Origin of the sequence: Burkholderia sp. MSMB1072 (assembly GCF_001524725.1) — a bacterium.
In the GTDB taxonomy this organism is placed as follows: domain Bacteria; phylum Pseudomonadota; class Gammaproteobacteria; order Burkholderiales; family Burkholderiaceae; genus Burkholderia.
This window is the reverse complement of record NZ_LOYC01000057.1, coordinates 116028-132458: the sequence shown is the minus strand read 5'-3', so window position 1 is coordinate 132458 and position 16431 is coordinate 116028. Positions and strand designations below refer to the sequence as shown.

Here is a 16431-nt window from a genome sequence, read left to right as displayed (position 1 = left end):
TGGTCATGCATTCATCAGGAAAAAGTGATGGACCGATATTAAAACAGAATCATCACGTTATGGCGGATCCCTAGAATCACCTTCATGGATCGCGCCGGGACTGGCCTGGCGCCCACGCCGGGACCCAAACATGAAACAGACAGAGACACAGCAGCAGGCCGCGTTCGACTATCACGAGTTTCCGACCCCCGGGAAAATCTCGGTCGTGGCGAGCAAGCCGCTGGTGACCCAGCGCGATCTGGCGCTGGCCTATACGCCCGGCGTGGCGAGCGTGTGCGAGTCGATCGCCGCCGATCCGCTGCAGGCGCACCGCTTCACGAGCCGCGGCAACCTCGTCGGCGTGATCACGAACGGCACCGCCGTGCTTGGTCTCGGCAACATCGGCCCGCTCGCGTCGAAGCCGGTGATGGAGGGCAAGGCCGTCCTGTTCAAGAAGTTCGCCGGGATCGACGTGTTCGACATCGAGATCAACGAGACCGATCCGGACAAGCTGGTCGACATCATTGCCGGCCTCGAGCCCACGTTCGGCGGCATCAACCTCGAGGACATCAAGGCGCCGGAATGCTTCACCGTCGAGCAGAAGCTGCGCGAACGCATGAAGATTCCGGTCTTCCATGACGATCAGCACGGCACGGCCATTACCGTTTCCGCCGCGTTCATCAACGGGCTGAAGGTCGTCGGGAAGTCGATCAAGGAAGTGAAGGTCGTGACGTCGGGCGCCGGCGCGGCCGCGCTGGCGTGCCTGGATCTGCTGGTCGACCTCGGGCTGCCGGTGGAAAACGTCTGGGTGACCGACATCGAAGGCGTCGTCTATCGCGGCCGTACCACGCTGATGGACCCGGCCAAGTCGCGCTTCGCGCAGGAAACCGATGCGCGCAAGCTCGCCGACGTGATCGGCGGCGCGGATGTGTTCCTGGGGCTGTCGGTGGGCGGCATTCTCACGGCGGAGATGCTGAAGGAAATGGCGGCGCGCCCGCTGATTCTCGCACTGGCCAACCCGACACCGGAAATTTTCCCGGAACTGGCACATGAGACGCGCGACGACGTCGTCATCGCGACGGGCCGCTCGGACTACCCGAACCAGGTCAACAACGTCCTGTGTTTCCCGTACATTTTCCGCGGCGCGCTGGACGTGGGTGCGACGACGATCACGCGCGAGATGGAGATCGCCGCGGTGCACGCGATCGCGGGGCTGGCCGAGGAAGAGCAGAACGAAGTCGTCGCGGCGGCCTACGGTGCATACGACGTATCGTTCGGCGCGCAATACCTGATTCCGAAGCCGTTCGACCCGCGCCTGATCGTGCGGATCGCACCGGCCGTGGCGAAGGCGGCGATGGAAGGCGGCGTGGCGACGCGTCCGCTCGCGAATCTCGATGCGTATGTCGAGCAGTTGCAGCAATTCGTCTATCACTCGGGCGCGTTCATGAAGCCGCTGTTCGCGACCGCGCGTCAGCTCGTGCGCGACGGCGGCAAGGCGCGGATCGTGTTCACCGAAGGCGAAGACGAGCGTGTGCTGCGTGCGGTGCAGGTCATCGTCGACGAGAAGCTTGCGCGGCCGATTCTGGTCGGGCGTCCGGAGGTGCTGCTCGCGCGCATCGAGCGGTTCGGCCTGCGCTTGCGGCTTGGTCAGGACGTCGAAGTGACCAATCCGGAATACGACGAGCGCTTCCCGCAGTACTGGACGAAGTATTGGGAACTGCGGTGCCGCGACGGTATTTCGAAGGAAATGGCGCGCGTGGAAATGCGCCGCCGCCTGACGCTGATCGGCGCGATGATGGTGCAGCTCGGCGACGCGGACGGGATGATCTGCGGGACGGTGGGCGAGTATCACAATCACCTGCGGTTCGTGGACGAAGTGATCGGCAAGAAGCCGGGGGCGTCGACGTACGCGGCGATGAACATCCTGTTGCTCGATCAGCGGACGGTCGCGCTGGTGGATACGCACGTGAACGACAACCCCGATGCGGAGCAGATCGCGGAATTCACGATTGCGGCGGCGCGGCAGATGGAATGGCTGAATCTGACGCCGAAGGTGGCGCTGCTGTCGCGGTCGAATTTCGGGTCGGGGAGTGCGGCTTCGGGCGTGAAGATGCGCCGGGCGCTGGAGATCGTGCGGGAACAGGCGCCGGATATCGAGGCGGATGGCGAGATGCATGGCGACTGTGCGCTCGACGAAGGGCTGCGGGCGAAGCTGCTGCCGATGTCGCCGTTGAAGGGGGCGGCGAATTTGCTGGTTTGTCCGAATGTGGATGCCGGCAACATCGCGTACAACCTGCTCAAGACCGAGGCGGGGAGCAATGTGGCGGTGGGGCCGTTCTTGCTCGGCGTCAATGCGCCGGTGAACATTCTTACTTCCAGTGCGACCGTGCGGCGGATCGTGAATATGGCTGCTTTGACGGTGATCGAGGCTAATCGGGGTGTGGCGGGCTGAGTGATCGGCGCTTGCGGGGCGGCCGCGGCCGCCCCTCGGTTTGTCGGCATTTGGCCATGAAATGCCGTTGAAAAATAAAATCCGGGCGGCTGCTAGAGGCTGTAACAGGTCATGGACACCTGATCGGCTTTCGCGGGATCATGATTCCGATTTGGCTTCGCTGAGCACATTCCCATTGCCGGGCCAGTCATCGCGTTGATGCGGGGCTGCCCCCATCCTGGATTCGCGCGCGGCCACTGCCCGCGTGCCGCAACTCATGCCCATAGGCCTCTTCAACCACTGTCACGGCCGCAAGAACCGTGAGGCCGCGCCACATCCGGCAAAACGGCGTGCATGGAAACGCGAGAGAACATCGCCGACGCATGTTGCCAAAATAATGCACGACGTATACAGTTGCTCATAGTGCATTGAAAGTTTCCTGCATAGCCGGTCGATAGCCATGACAGGCCTACGTCACGCGGAACCTTCGACGTTCAACACCCGCCATTGGAGCGACGTTGATGCATCACACGCTATCGCCCTTGCTCAGCGCGATGTATGACTTTGGCTTCGCGTTGTTCCATTTGACCTTCTGGCGCTGGTTCGACTGGCCAAGGTCTCTCGAAAAAAGCGGGAGACTCAATCGGGGCATCACCCAGACCCTCAACGTGATGTTGAGTTACGTGTTCATTGTCTATGCGGTGTCGCTCGTCCTGGCTGAAACGCGAACCCGAGGTCCGCTTGCGCTGGCGGGAAGCGGATTCTGGTTGCTGAGGGCGATTGCGCAACCCGTGCTGTTTGCCGGAACGCGCTTGAGCTGGATTTTCGTGGCTGTGTTCGCCCTTGGCGCGGGCCTGCATGCGGTCACATACGTTGATTCCGCGAAAGTGGGCGTCGAGGCATGGTCATTCGCTAAACCGCTTTCGTGAAAGCAGCATCGGCGCACTTCCGATTGCCGGATTTTCACGGTTTTAGAGAAGTTTCCTCGAAACGAAACGCTGTCCAACATCACCATGAATGCCGACCAGCTCTTTCAACAAGCCCATGAAATCGTCAGTCATTGCGCGCTCTGTTTCGTGTCTTCGAACGACGCCTCCGGTCAGATCAACTCCAGAGTCGTCGAGATCCTGGAAATCGAAAGCGACCTCACGATTCGTTTCATGACCGATTCGAGAACGCGTAAAGCGTTGGAGATTTGCCGGGGAAGCGCGATCAGCCTGTCCTTCCTCAGCATGGCTGACCGTGGATACGTGACGCTCGGAACCGTTCCGGTGGTTTCCGCCGACACGGCGTTGAAACAACGTATCTGGAAAGAGTCGCTGTTCACGTGGTTTCCCGACGGGCCGGACGATCCTTACGTGATCGCCGTCACCTGCACGCCGGTCTGGGTCGAGATGTGGTCACGCATGCGGGGGATTGCACCCGATCCGCTGGGCCTCAATTCGGTTCGGCTGATCCAGAAGGACGGCAACTGGCACGTCAATCACACGTTTCCAGCCATGCGCGAATCGTTGCGTGAGGGATCGTATGACGGGCAATGACAAGCAGCCGGTCGTCGTCATCGGTGCAGGGCTGGCCGGCCTGGCCGCTGCGCTGATGCTGGCGCGCGGTGACAAGCCTGTCGTCATCGTGGAAGCATCGGACGAAGCAGGCGGCTGCTGTTCCACCACGACGAAGAACGGCTTCACCTTCAACAACGGCGCGATGTATGTCGCGGTGCCGTCGCTGATTCGCGCGTCTTTCCGGCGCCTCGGTCTCGACTTCGATCGCGAGGTGCCGATGGTGGCCATCGAGCGCCCGCACGTCACGCACCTGGACAATGGAACGACCATTCATCTGTCCGGTGCGGGCACGTCGTATGTGGAAGGCGATCGCGCGGATTCGAGGACACGGCAACTGCGTGACGGCCTCGGCAGGCTCCGGCAACAGTGGGGGCCCGCTTACCGCACGCTGGTCGATGAAGTGTTGCCGCACGAGCCTTCGCTACTACGGACGTTGAGCAAACTATGGCGTTACCTGCCCCGCACGAGCGGGCATGCGAGCCGTCTGATCGAAGCGCACTTTGCCGATGCAGACCTGCAGTCGGCGGTTGCCTCGACCCTGCTCTACACCGGGCAAGGCCCCGACCGCCTTCCGGCGACGCAGATCGTCGGCCTGATTGCCATGCTGGAGGAGGGATTCCATCTGCCGCGTGCAGGCATGGGCGTCATCAACTCCGCGATGACGCGCGAGTTGTCCAGGCGCTCGGTGCCGATCCGGTTCGGCGCCCCTGTACGCGAAATCGTCGTGGAGAAGGGGGCGGTCCGCGGCATCGTGCTGGCTGACGGCGAGCGCATTGCGACCGATTGCGTCGTGGCGACCTGTTCGGGTTTCGACGTGGTTCGGCACTTGTTGCCCGACGGCGCGGTGCCAAGGCGGCTCGCGCACAAGGCTCGCACGGCGCCACTGTCGCATCGGGCGATTTCGATTCAGGTCGGTTGCTCGGGCGCCATGCTGCCACGCGCGTTCATGACCAATCGTGTGCCCTCGATGCGGCAACAAGCGGCGCTGCATGTATCGACTCCGGGCGTACCGCATTGGCTCGCCTATACCTGTCCGTCGCTGGTGTTGCCGGAGCTTGCGCCAAACGGCAAGGCGGTGCTGGAACTGTATGCGCCGGCGACAGGTATCCACTCCGTATCGGAATGGACGCGCGCGATGACGCAGGCGGCGGTCGACGACTATCTCAGCGCGATACAGGCGCATCTTCCCGGCCTGTGCATCGAAAGCGTCCGCGTGGCGGATCCGCGGGATTTCGCGAGCGAACGGCATTTGTACGAAGGCGCGCTGTACGGCATGGCCCCGGGTACGGCGCCCGACAAGTTCTTTCCGCATCGGGCAGGCCTGCGTGGCCTCTATCTCGGAGGACAGACGACGTTCCCGGGGTATGGCGTACCCACGGCCATGTTTTCCGGCATCCAGGCGGCGGAAGCCGCGATGCAGGACATGCGCGGGAATGCGTGATCGGCGCGTTGCGTGACCGTCGGCAATGTCCGACCCCCGCATCGCGCTCACGCCCGTTCCCCCATTTGATGACCAAACCGCAAGACGTAGTGCATAGATATCGTTTGCCGAGCCCTTAATGACTATCGACAATCGTGGCTCGAATTCACCGCCGCGGCGCCAGAAGCGCCTTGGCGGCCGGCACGCGACGGCTATCCCGGCCGGCCGTGCCCACCCGCTCACGACGACATGTACGCGTTCACGCCCTCATTCCAAAACCCCGCCGGCTCGCCGATCCGCGAGTTGTTCAAGTACCTGTCCGAACCGGGCATGATTTCGTTCGCGGGCGGTTACCCGGCCAGCGACCTGTTCGACGTCGACGGCCTGAATGCGGCCGCCGAACGCGCATACGCGCAGCCCGTTCGCTGCCTGCAATACGGCCCGACCGACGGCCTCGCCGAACTGAAGCAGCAACTGATCGCGCTGATGGCGCGTCGCGGCGTCGGCTGCACGTCGGCCGAACTGCTCGTCACGACCGGTTCGCAGCAAGGCCTCGACCTGCTGCTGCGCGTGATGGTGTCGCCCGGCGACGTCGTGCTGACCGAACAACCGGCATACCCGGCCACGCTGCAGGCGATGCGTTTGCAACAGGCGCGCATCGTGACGATCCCCGTCGACGGCGAAGGGCTCGACGTCGATCGTCTCGGCGAACAACTCGCGTCCGGCGCGATCGCGCAGCCGAAGCTGCTCTACACGGTTCCGACCTTCGCGAATCCGACGGGTGCGACGCTCACGCGCGAACGCCGGCTGAAGCTGTTGCGCCTCGCGGTGCAATACCGCTTCCTGATCGTCGAGGACGATCCGTACGGCGACCTGCGGTTCGCCGGCGAAGCCGTGCCGTCGATGCTCGCGCTGGCCGGCGAAGTGGACGGCGCGCGCGACTGGATCGTGCATTTCGCGAGCCTGTCGAAGATCGTCGCGCCGGGGTTGCGCGTGGGCTGGACGATCGCGCCGGCCGAAATCGCGCGGCGCTGCGTGATCGCGAAGCAGACGGTCGATCTGTGCAGTACGCCGTGGACGCAGGCGAGCGCCGCCGAATACCTGGCCGACGGCGCGCTCGAACGCCATCTACCGCGCATCACGGCCGCGTACCGGCGCAAATGCGACGCGATGTGCGACGCATTGCGCGACGGTTTCGGCGATGCAATCGAATTCCATCGTCCCGAAGGCGGGATGTTCGTGTGGGCGCGGCTCGGCGCGGTGCCGTCGGACGTGCTGCTGCAGCAGGCGATCGCCAACAAGATCGTGTTCGTGCCCGGCAAGGCGTTCTTCGCGGACAACGTCGACGCAGCGTCGCTGCGCCTGTCGTTCGCCGCGCCGGACGTCGACGCGATCCGGGAAGGCGTCGCGCGCCTCGTGCGCGCGTATGGTGCGGCGCTGGCCGCGTGAGGAGACATCGACATGACGATCACCATCAACGAAACGACATCGACGGGCGCAGCATCGGGCGCCGGCGACAAGCGGCCGGCCAAGCATCGCTCGTCGCAGATCGGCGCGGGGCCGCAATATGTGGCCGACGTACTCGGCCGCTTCGGCGCGGAGCCGGCGACCGATGGCGGCGATGCGGTGCCGGTCGTGCTCGGCTACAACTGAGCGGCGCACGCGCGGCGGCGCATCGCATGCGAGGCGTCGCCGACGCAAACGGTTAAGCTTGCGCGATCGAAACACCGACGATCGCCGCCGCCTCATGTCCGACTCGACCTCCGAATCGCTCGCGCAAACCTATGACCGCCTGTGGTCCTGCCTCGAATCGGGCGTACGTGTGCAGCGCTCGCCGTTCACGATGTTGCAGGCGGCGACGCTCGGCCTCGATGGCGCACCGAAGGTCCGGACGGTCGTATTGCGTCAGGTGAATCGCACCGAGCGCGTGCTGTCGTTTCATACCGACGTGCGTTCGGCGAAGGTGGCGGAGTTGCTTCGCGATCCGCGTATCTCGATCGTCGCCGGCGATCTCGATGCCCTCGTGCAGATTCGCGCGGAAGGCGTTGCGTCGATCTGCGACGACGAAGCGCAACGGCGTGCGATCTGGCGAGCGAGCCGGCCGCATACGTTGCTGCTGTATCGCGCGCCGTTGCCGCCCGGTACGCCGGTCGCGTCGCCCGAAGCCGCGCATATCGACGCCATCGCACCCACCGGCGACGGCTACGAAAATTTCTGCCTGATCCACATGACGGTCACGCGCATCGACTGGCTCGAACTCGCGCGCACCGGCCATCGTCGGGCGGTATTCGACCTGAACGAAAGCGGCTACGACGCCCGCTGGATCGCGCCCTGACGCGAACTCCGCGCGCTCGAGCCGTTCAAGGCCGCCCGTCCGACGCGGCCCGGATCATCCACTCGCGCATCACCGCGATCGCGTCGTCGTCGCGGCGTTCGGCCGGATACACGAGATAGAACCCCATCGACAGCGGAAACGCGAAGTCGAACGGCTTGCACAGCCGTCCGGCGGCGATGTCGCGCTCGACGAGCGGCTCGGTCGCGAGCGCGATGCCCTGGCCGGCGACGGCCGCATCGATCGCGAGCGACGTCTGGTTGAAGCGCAGCCCCTTGTGCGGATCGACGTCGACCGGTTCGGGCATCGCGGCGAGGAACTCGGGCCACAGATCGTGCGCGTCGTGCAGCAGTACCTGGCCGGCGAGCGCGTGCGGCGAAGCCGGCGCGGTCAGCACCGAAGGGCTGCAGACCGCATACACGTCGAGCGGGAACAGCGCATGGGTGGCGAGATGCTTGCCGAACGGCGGCTTGCCGTAGCGGATCGCGAGATCGACGCCGTCGTGGCGAAACGTCGCGATCTGCGGGTCGGCGATCACGCGCACGTCGTAGTCGGGATGCGCGTCGGTGAACTGCGCGAGCCGCGGGATCAGCCACTTCGACGCGAACGACGGCGTCGTGCTGATCGTCAGCGCGGCGCGCCGTTTCACGAGCTTGTCGGTCGCGTCGGCGATCGCGTGCAGCGCGCGCTGCACGTCGGAGAAATACGCGGTGCCGTCGTGCGTGAGCGCGAGGCCGCGCGGCAGGCGCTCGAACAGCTTCAGGCCGAGCACGTCCTCGAGGTGGCGCACCTGCTGCGCGACGGCGCCCTGCGTGACGCCGATCTCGTCGGCGGCGGCGCGGAAATTGAGGTGCCGCGCGGACACTTCGAACGCACGAAGCGCATTCAGCGGCGGCAGGCGGGAGGAGCGTGGAGGCATCGTCAGGCTGTAGAAAAACTATCGACTGGCGGCAGAAATACTGGTTCGACAGTCGGAATCGATGCGCCTACATTACCACCATGGCGCGCCGAATGGCGGCTGCGCGGCGGCGGAGCGGAAGCAAGGAGCGGATCGTGACTGTAGAAAAAGTGGCGGTGATCACGGCGGCTGGCAAGGGCATGGGCGCGGCCATCGCGCGGGAACTGGCGGCGACGGGCTATCGCGTCGCGCTGATGTCGCCGTCGGGCAGCGCGGTGGCGCTCGGCGAGGAACTGGGCGGCTTCGGCATCGAGGGCTCGGTGACGGAAGAGGCCGATATCGATCGGCTCGTGCAGGAAACGGTCGCGCGCTACGGCCGAATCGACGCGGTCGTGAACAACACCGGCCATCCGCCGAAGGGCGAACTGCTGGCGATCACCGACGACAACTGGCACGCGGGGCTCGACCTGATCCTGCTGAACGTGGTGCGCGTGATGCGCCGCGTGACGCCGATCTTCCAGAAGCAAGGCGGCGGCGCGGTGGTCAACATCTCGAGCTTCGCGGCGGACGCGCCCGAGCAGCCGATGCCGGTGTCGTCGGCGTTGCGCGCGGCGCTGAGTGCATGGACGCGCCTGTACGCGGAGCGCTATGCGGCCGAGAACATCCGGATGAACGCGGTGCTGCCGGGCTTCATCGACAGCTGGCCGGAAACGCCGGAGATCGTCGCGCGCATTCCCGCCGGCCGCTTCGGCAAGACCGGCGAAATCGCGAAGACCGTCGCGTTCCTGCTGTCGGACGGCGCGGGCTACATCACCGGGCAGAACATTCGCGTCGACGGCGCGATCGTCAAGGCGCTCTGAGCGTCGCACGGGCGAGCGGCCGCGAAAGCGTGTCCGCTCTCCGCGCAGCAGCTACAAACGCGTACAAATCAGACAAATCCGGGATACATCGGACCTTTCAAATGGGCGACGCCGCGTGACCAGGGCGCGCCGGATTGAAAGCCAGGGCGCGATCCCGCGCGCGGCATGTTCACTTTCCACTTCACGAAAGGAGATGCCGAACGATGTCTTCCACACCGTTTTCCCCGATGCGTCGCCACCTGCTGGCCACTTCCGTGGCCGCCGGGGTCTCGGCGATGCTGCCCACCGCGCTGCATGCCGCCACCGGCGCGAGCGGCATACGCCCGTTCACCGCGCACATTCCCGACGAAGCCGTGGCCGACCTGCGCCGCCGTATCGCCGCGACGCGCTGGCCGGGCCCCGAGACCGTCGCCGACGAATCGCAGGGCGTGCGGCTCGCGCGCATGCAGGCGCTGCTGCGCTACTGGGGCACCGACTACGACTGGCGCAAGGGCGAGGCGCGCCTGAACGGATTCCCGATGTTCATCACGGAAATCGACGGGCTCGACATTCATTTCATTCACGTGCGGTCGCGGCACGAGAACGCGATGCCGATGATCATGACGCACGGCTGGCCCGGTTCGGTCTTCGAGCTGCTGAAGGCGATCGGCCCGCTGACCGACCCGACCGCGCATGGCGCGAGCGCGGACGACGCGTTCCACGTCGTCGTGCCGTCGCTGCCGGGTTTCGGCTTTTCGGGCCGGCCGACGAAGACCGGCTGGGGTTCCGACCACATCGCGCGTGCGTGGGGCGAGCTGATGGCGCGGCTTGGCTATACGCGCTTCGTGTCGCAGGGTGGCGACTGCGGCTCGGTGATCTCGCATCGAATGGCGATGCAGCGCGTGCAGGGCCTGGCCGGGATTCACGTCAACATGCCGGCGACGGTGCCGCCGGACATCGCGACGCTGCTCGCGACCGATGCGCCCGCGCCCGCTTCGCTGTCGCCGAAGGAAAAGGCCGCGTACGAGAAGCTCGCGACGTTCTATCGCGACAACTGCGGCTACTCGGCGATGATGGTCACGCGGCCGCAGACTGTCGGCTATGCGCTTGCGGATTCGCCGTCCGGGCAGGCTGCGTGGATGTACGACAAGATCTCGCAGTGGACGTACAGCGGCGGCGTGCCCGAACGGTCGATTCCGCGCGACGAGATTCTCGACGACATTTCGTTGTACTGGCTGACGAACACCGCGACGTCGGCTGCACAGATCTACTGGGAGGATCACTCGAACAACTTCAACGCGGTGGACATTTCGCTGCCGGCGGCGATCACGGTGTTTCCGGGCGAGATCTACCAGGCGCCGCGCAGTTGGGCCGAGCGCAGCTATCACAACCTGATCTATTTCAACGAAGTCGACAAGGGCGGGCACTTCGCGGCATGGGAGGAGCCGGAATTGTTCGCGCGTGAAGTGCGTGCCGGGTTCCGGCCGTTGCGGCGCGTGTAAGCGGAGGGTACACGACGAACACGGGCCGGCCTGCTGCGCGGCCCGTGTTCGTTTCTACGCAACCGCCTGCAATGCCAGCGCGTGGTTTTTTGAATCGCTGTGTGTCGGATTCGCACACGGATACGTTGGGATACAAAGCCTCCGGATGGTTCGGATATAAAACCGGTGAAGCGATTCACACGGCGGCGCGGTGCCATGCGCCGCTGCTGCGAACGGCGCCCCCGATTGCCCGCACGTGCCGCGGGCCCTTTCCTTAGCGATCGACAATGGAGAACGAGTCATGCCTGATACCGTGAACACCCGCCGCCGCCTGATCCTGGGCACGACGCTGGCGAGCCTGAGCCTGGCCGACCTCGGCTTTAGCGCGCTGGCGCAAGCGCAGTCGGCGCCCGATTCGCCCGCGGCGAAGCGCCCGCCCGGCGCCGCGTCGCTGGGCACGATCCACCAGATCGACGCGGGCGTGCTCAACGTCGGTTATGCGGATCTCGGTCCGAAGCAAGGTCCGGTCGTGTTCCTGCTGCATGGCTGGCCGTACGACATCTACAGCTACGCGGAAGTTGCGCCGCTGCTCGTCGCGGCCGGCTATCGCGTGATCGTGCCGTACCTGCGTGGCTACGGCTCGACGACGTTCCGCTCGGCCGACACGGTGCGCAACGGCCAGCAGGCCGTGACGGCCGTCGACATCGTCGCGCTGATGGATGCGCTGAAGATCGACCGCGCGGTGTTCGGCGGCTACGACTGGGGCGCGCGCACGGCCGACATCATCGCGGCGCTGTGGCCGCAGCGCGTGAAGGCGCTGGTATCGGTGAGCGGCTACCTGATCGGCAGCCAGGCGGCGAATGCCAAGCCGCTGCCGCCGCAGGCCGAATTCCAGTGGTGGTATCAGTTCTACTTCACGACCGAGCGCGGCGAACTCGGCTACGCGCAGAACCGTGATGCGTTCAACAAGCTGATCTGGCAGCTCGCGTCGCCGAAGTGGCAGTTCTCCGACGAGACTTATGCGCGCTCGGCCGCATCGTTCCGGAATCCCGATCATGTGGCCGTGGTGATCCACAACTATCGCTGGCGACTCGGGCTCGCCAAGGGCGAAGCACAATACGACGACATCGAGCGGCGTCTCGCGGCCGGCCCCGCGATCACCGTGCCGACGATCACGATGGAAGGCGATGCGAACGGCGCGCCGCATCCGGAGCCGGCCGCGTACGCGAAGAAGTTCACCGGCAAGTACCAGCACCGGACCATTACCGGCGGCATCGGCCACAACCTGCCGCAGGAAGCGCCGCAGGCGTTCGCCGATGCGATCCTGCAAGTGGAGCATCTGTGATGCGGGCCGGCATGGGGGTGTGGCGGCGCGGCGCGCGCCGTGTGCTCGTCGCGGGCGCGCTGCTGACCGGTGCGTGGTCGGCGGGCGGCCCGGCCGCGTTCGCGGAACAGCCGAAGCCGGCCGCGGCCGCGTCGCCGATCTACGGCGTGACGATTCCGCCCGGCTACCGGAAGTGGGAGATGGTCGCGCCGGCCGAAGAGGCCGCACCGCTCGACGAGCTGCGCGTGGTGCTCGGCAACCCGGTCGCGATCCGCGCGCTCGAACAGGCGACGCTGCCATTCCCGGACGGCACGATCCTCGTGAAGCTTGCGTACAAGCGCAAGCAGTCCGACGAGTTCGCGCCCGCGACGGTACCCGGCCAGGCGACGACCGTGCAGGTGATGGTGAAGGACTCGCGCCGCTACGCCGCGACGGGCGGCTGGGGGTTCGGACGCTTCATCAACGGCGTGCCGGCCGACATCGGCCAGCATCAGACGTGCTTTGCGTGCCATCAGGCGCGGGTCAAGAACCATGATTACGTGTTCACGCGGCTCGCGCCGTGACGTGACACGGCGGTATGAAGGTGACGGAAAGGCGTGCCGGCGAGGCACGCCTTTTTTCGTGGTGCGCGGGGAACGCTGGCGCGCATCGGCAAGCGGGTTTGTATCGCACTGTATCTGCAGCCGCCCCTGAAAAACTGGCATGCAGAAAGCCCCGTTTCGGAAACATGCCGGATACGTGCGCGGGTTCTACTGTCGACATGCAGCAAACGTTCGGTGCCAGACGTTCGCACCGGATGCCAGGTGATCGACAACCCCAACTTCCTTCAAGGAGAAATCTCATGAAAGCCGCTCGAATCCTCGCTGTTGCCATCCTCGCCGTCGCGCCCGCCCTGTCGTTCGCCGATACCGGCCACGGCCTCACGCGTGCCGAAGTGCGCGCGGACCTCGTCCGTCTCGAGAAGGCCGGCTACAACCCGGCCGGCAGCGAAGCGCATTACCCGGACGATATCGCCGCCGCACAGAACGCCATCGCGGCTGCCGAGCAAGTCGCGCGTTCGGACCAGAACGGCCCGTCGAAGTCGCAAGACGACAACGTGGCCGACGCGTCGACGCCGGCCGGCCATCGCGATGCCGCGCAGTCGCGTACCGCACGCAACGCGGCCGACGACCTGTACGCGCATTCGTGATTCCGCTCCGCGCCTGCCGCATGCGGGCGCGGCCGCTCAGGCAGTACTTCACTTCAACGACACGACAAGGAAAGGAGCATGACGATGGCCGGTTTGATGAAACGCGTTCTGGTATCCGCCGCGATGATCGGCGGACTGTTCGGTGCGGTCGCGGCGCAGGCCGCGCCGAAGGAAGACCTGAAGGGCACCAACGTCGTGCTCGTGCACGGCGCGTTCGCCGACGGGTCGAGCTGGAACCGCGTGATTCCGCTCCTCGAGGCGCGCGGGCTGCACGTGGTGTCGGTGCAGAATCCGCTGAGCTCGCTCGCCGACGATGCGGCCGCGGCGAAGCGCACGATCGACGAACAGAAGGGGCCGGTCGTGCTGGTCGGCCATTCGTGGGCCGGCGTCGTGATCAGCGACGCGGGCAACGACGACAAGGTGAAGTCGCTCGTGTACGTCGCCGCGTTCGCGCCCGACAACGGCCAGTCGATCGCTGACGTCACGCAAGGGCTGCCGGCACCGTCATGGGCCGGCGAACTGCGCAAGGACGCGGGCGGTTTCGCACGGCTGTCGGACAAGGCGATCGCACAGGATTTCGCGCCGGATCTGCCGCCCGCGCAGCAGCGCGTCGTTGCGGCGACCCAGGGGCCGTGGTATAGCGGGTGCATCTCGGAGAAGGTCGCGCAGGCCGCGTGGCATGCGAAGCCGTCGACGTTCGTCGTCGCGACGCAGGACCGGATGATCGACCCGACGCTGCAGGAAGCGATGGCGAAGCGGATCGGCGCGACGGTCGCGCGCGTAAACGCCAGCCACGTCGCGATGCTGAGCCAGCCGAAGGCCGTGGCCAATGCGATCATCGCCGCCGCCGAGCGCGCGAAGCAGGATACGCAGTGAGCGAATGCGGCGCCGCGCTTTCGTGAGGAGGCGCGGCGCGTGAGTGATGGCGATGTCTTTCCACCAAGGAGAAGTCATGACGCAACTCTGGCAACTGTCGGCAACCGAACTCGCGAAACGCGTGCGGCAGCGCGACGTATCCGCGCGCGAAGTGGCGGACGCCGTGCTCGACCGTCTCGATGCAGTGAATCCTGCCATCAACGCGGTGGTCGAACACCGCCCCGACGACGTGCGGCGGCAGGCAGACGAAGTCGATCGCGCAATCGCGCGCGGCGACGATCCGGGGCCGCTCGCGGGCGTACCCGTCACCGTGAAGATCAACGTCGATCAGGCCGGCTTTGCGACGACCAACGGCACGCGCCTGCAGGAAAACCTGATCGCGCCCGACGACAGCCCGGTGGTCGCCAACATTCGGAAGGCCGGCGGGGTGCTGCTCGGCCGCACCAACTCGCCGACGTTCGCATTGCGCTGGTTCACGTCGAATCTCGTGCACGGCCGCACGCGCAATCCGCGCAATCCGTCGCTGACGCCGGGCGGATCGAGCGGCGGCGCGGCGGCGGCCGTGGCCGCCGGCATCGGCCCGCTCGCGGTCGGTACCGACATCGGCGGCTCGGTGCGCTACCCGGCCTATGCGTGCGGCGTACACGGAATCCGGCCGTCGCTCGGCCGCGTGCCGGCGTTCAATGCGTCTTCGCCGGAGCGGGCGATCGGCGCGCAACTGATGTCGACGGCCGGGCCGATCGCGCGCACGATCGACGATCTCTCGCTCGCGCTGCGTGCTTTCTCCGCGCCGGACCCACGCGATCCGTGGCACGTCGCGGTGCCGTTCGACGGGCGCGAGGTGCCGAAGCGCGCGGCACTGTGCGTGCGTCCGCGCGGCCTGGACGTCGTGCCCGAAGTCGAGGCCACGTTGCGCGATGCCGCGCGCCGGCTCGTCGATGCGGGCTGGGCCGTCGACGAGATCGACGATACGCCGCCGATGCGCGAGGCTGCGCTGTTGCAGGAACAGCTGTGGCTCGGCGACGGGTTCGGCGCGCTGGCGAATGCGGTCGAGCAAGATGGCGATCCGGGCGCGGCTGCGGTGATCGCCGCCGTGCGCGGCAAGGTGCGCGATCTGCCGGCCGACGTGATCAGCCGCGCGCTGGTCCGGCGCACGACGCTGACGCGACAGTGGCGGCTGTTTCTCGACGAATATGCGGTGTTGCTGCTCCCTGTTTCGTCGGAACTGCCGTTTCCCGACGATCTCGACCGGCAAGGGCCGGACGGCTTCGACCGCGTGTGGGAAGCGCAGCTCACGTTGCGCGCGCTGCCCGCGATGGGGCTGCCGGGGCTGGCCATCACGACGTCGCTCGCGAACGGCGTGCCGGTGGGCGTGCAGGTGGTGGCCACGCATCATCGCGAGGATCTGTGTCTGCTTGCCGGGCGCGATATCGAGGCGCGTGGGGTGCCGGTTACGGTGGTCGATCCGGTGGTGTGACGTGCAGACGGCGGGTGCATTGGCGATACCGCAGGGGCATCGCCGATGCATCGTTACCTATTCAATATCGCGCGACGGCGCGCCGTCGGTCGTCAACAGCTCAGCTGAATCGTGGCAACCGTCGGGATATTGGTATTCCCGTCCGAAATACTCGGCATGACGGAAATATGGCCCGGGTGAAAGTTGGCGACGCACGAGAAGCTGACGCTCGTGTTGTTGAGAATCGTCATCGAGACATCGGTTGCTTGCCAATGGAGCGGCGTGTTCGTCCACGGTGCACCGACCGACGCCGTGCACGTCCCGTTACCGGTGGTCGACGTGCATGAAATGCTCAGGGACGTCTGCGCATGCGCTGGCGACGTGGTCAGCAGCAGGGGAATCGACAGAAGCATGGGCAAGTAAATATTTCGCGAATGTTTGGTCATCGTTTTTACGAAAATTCTTGTTTGTCCGTCAAATGGAGAGGATCGCGCAATTCGATACGGCGAAAAACGCGATGCAGACATCGTACCGAAGCCGCGCCGGAAGTGGTCACGTTACGCGTGAGTGGATGAAGACGGCTCCCATGCGGTTGAAAACCTGGCAACGGCTTTAATAAGCGCGGCGAGCCGGAGTGTGTGGCC

16 protein-coding genes are annotated in these 16431 nt (G+C 65.8%); 14 read left to right on the top strand and 2 right to left on the bottom strand.

The genetic code is table 11. From position 1 onward, the window contains the following. The first annotated feature begins 130 nt into the window (after window positions 1–130). The 7 genes from WS89_RS26820 (at window position 131) to WS89_RS26790 (ending at window position 7727) form a co-directional block, all read left to right on the top strand. Window positions 131–2431: an NADP-dependent malic enzyme gene (locus WS89_RS26820; RefSeq protein ID WP_059794855.1), complete on the top strand. Its 2301-nt coding sequence runs from the start codon at window positions 131–133 to the stop codon at window positions 2429–2431. Between the two features lie 500 nt (window positions 2432–2931). After that, a complete protein-coding gene (locus tag WS89_RS26815; RefSeq protein ID WP_059794851.1) occupies window positions 2932–3339 on the top strand; it encodes a hypothetical protein in 408 nt (135 codons plus the stop codon). 84 nt (window positions 3340–3423) lie between these two features. Next, the gene (locus WS89_RS26810; RefSeq protein WP_059794849.1) at window positions 3424–3951 is read left to right on the top strand and encodes a pyridoxamine 5'-phosphate oxidase family protein; all 528 of its coding nucleotides are present in this window, start codon (window positions 3424–3426) and stop codon (window positions 3949–3951) included. Beyond that, the gene (locus tag WS89_RS26805; protein WP_059794846.1) at window positions 3938–5413 is read left to right on the top strand and encodes a phytoene desaturase family protein; all 1476 of its coding nucleotides are present in this window, start codon (window positions 3938–3940) and stop codon (window positions 5411–5413) included. The genes WS89_RS26810 and WS89_RS26805 overlap by 14 nt, the downstream gene beginning before the upstream one ends. Window positions 5414–5641: 228 nt before the next feature. After that, window positions 5642–6841 carry an aminotransferase-like domain-containing protein gene (locus WS89_RS26800; RefSeq protein ID WP_059794843.1) on the top strand — a complete coding sequence of 400 codons (1200 nt, stop codon included), beginning with the start codon at window positions 5642–5644 and terminating at the stop codon, window positions 6839–6841. 12 nt (window positions 6842–6853) lie between these two features. Further along, window positions 6854–7045 (top strand): hypothetical protein, encoded by a 192-nt coding sequence (locus WS89_RS26795; RefSeq protein WP_059794840.1) that lies wholly within the window; start codon window positions 6854–6856, stop codon window positions 7043–7045. A 94-nt stretch (window positions 7046–7139) separates the two neighbouring features. Further along, window positions 7140–7727, top strand: a complete 588-nt coding sequence (locus tag WS89_RS26790; protein ID WP_059795097.1) for a pyridoxamine 5'-phosphate oxidase family protein — start codon at window positions 7140–7142, stop codon at window positions 7725–7727. Window positions 7728–7752: 25 nt separating this feature from the next. Here WS89_RS26790 and gcvA read toward each other — a convergent pair whose 3' ends face one another. After that, window positions 7753–8643 carry a transcriptional regulator GcvA gene (gcvA, locus tag WS89_RS26785; RefSeq protein ID WP_059794838.1) on the bottom strand — a complete coding sequence of 297 codons (891 nt, stop codon included), beginning with the start codon at window positions 8641–8643 and terminating at the stop codon, window positions 7753–7755. A 134-nt stretch (window positions 8644–8777) separates the two neighbouring features. Here gcvA and WS89_RS26780 point away from each other — a divergent pair, with 134 nt between their 5' ends. From WS89_RS26780 to WS89_RS26750, 7 genes are all read left to right on the top strand, one after another. Continuing rightward, window positions 8778–9482: an SDR family oxidoreductase gene (locus tag WS89_RS26780; RefSeq protein ID WP_059795095.1), complete on the top strand. Its 705-nt coding sequence runs from the start codon at window positions 8778–8780 to the stop codon at window positions 9480–9482. Between the two features lie 203 nt (window positions 9483–9685). After that, window positions 9686–10963: an epoxide hydrolase family protein gene (locus WS89_RS26775; protein WP_059794835.1), complete on the top strand. Its 1278-nt coding sequence runs from the start codon at window positions 9686–9688 to the stop codon at window positions 10961–10963. Window positions 10964–11243: 280 nt separating this feature from the next. Then, entirely contained in the window at window positions 11244–12287 is a 1044-nt protein-coding gene (locus tag WS89_RS26770) for an alpha/beta fold hydrolase (protein WP_059794832.1), read from the top strand. Continuing rightward, window positions 12287–12829, top strand: coding sequence for a cytochrome P460 family protein (locus tag WS89_RS26765; RefSeq protein ID WP_059794829.1), 543 nt, complete (start codon window positions 12287–12289; stop codon window positions 12827–12829). The genes WS89_RS26770 and WS89_RS26765 overlap by 1 nt, the downstream gene beginning before the upstream one ends. 278 nt (window positions 12830–13107) lie before the next feature. Next, complete coding sequence (locus tag WS89_RS26760) at window positions 13108–13455, top strand: DUF4148 domain-containing protein (protein WP_059794828.1); 348 nt, start codon at window positions 13108–13110, stop codon at window positions 13453–13455. 84 nt (window positions 13456–13539) lie between these two features. Continuing rightward, complete coding sequence (locus WS89_RS26755) at window positions 13540–14331, top strand: alpha/beta fold hydrolase (protein ID WP_059795091.1); 792 nt, start codon at window positions 13540–13542, stop codon at window positions 14329–14331. A 76-nt stretch (window positions 14332–14407) separates the two neighbouring features. Continuing rightward, window positions 14408–15808 (top strand): amidase family protein, encoded by a 1401-nt coding sequence (locus WS89_RS26750; protein ID WP_059794825.1) that lies wholly within the window; start codon window positions 14408–14410, stop codon window positions 15806–15808. A 92-nt stretch (window positions 15809–15900) separates the two neighbouring features. Here the strand turns inward: WS89_RS26750 and WS89_RS26745 are convergent, their stop codons facing one another. Next, the gene (locus tag WS89_RS26745; RefSeq protein WP_156440293.1) at window positions 15901–16233 is read right to left on the bottom strand and encodes a hypothetical protein; all 333 of its coding nucleotides are present in this window, start codon (window positions 16231–16233) and stop codon (window positions 15901–15903) included. Window positions 16234–16431: the final 198 nt, after the last annotated feature.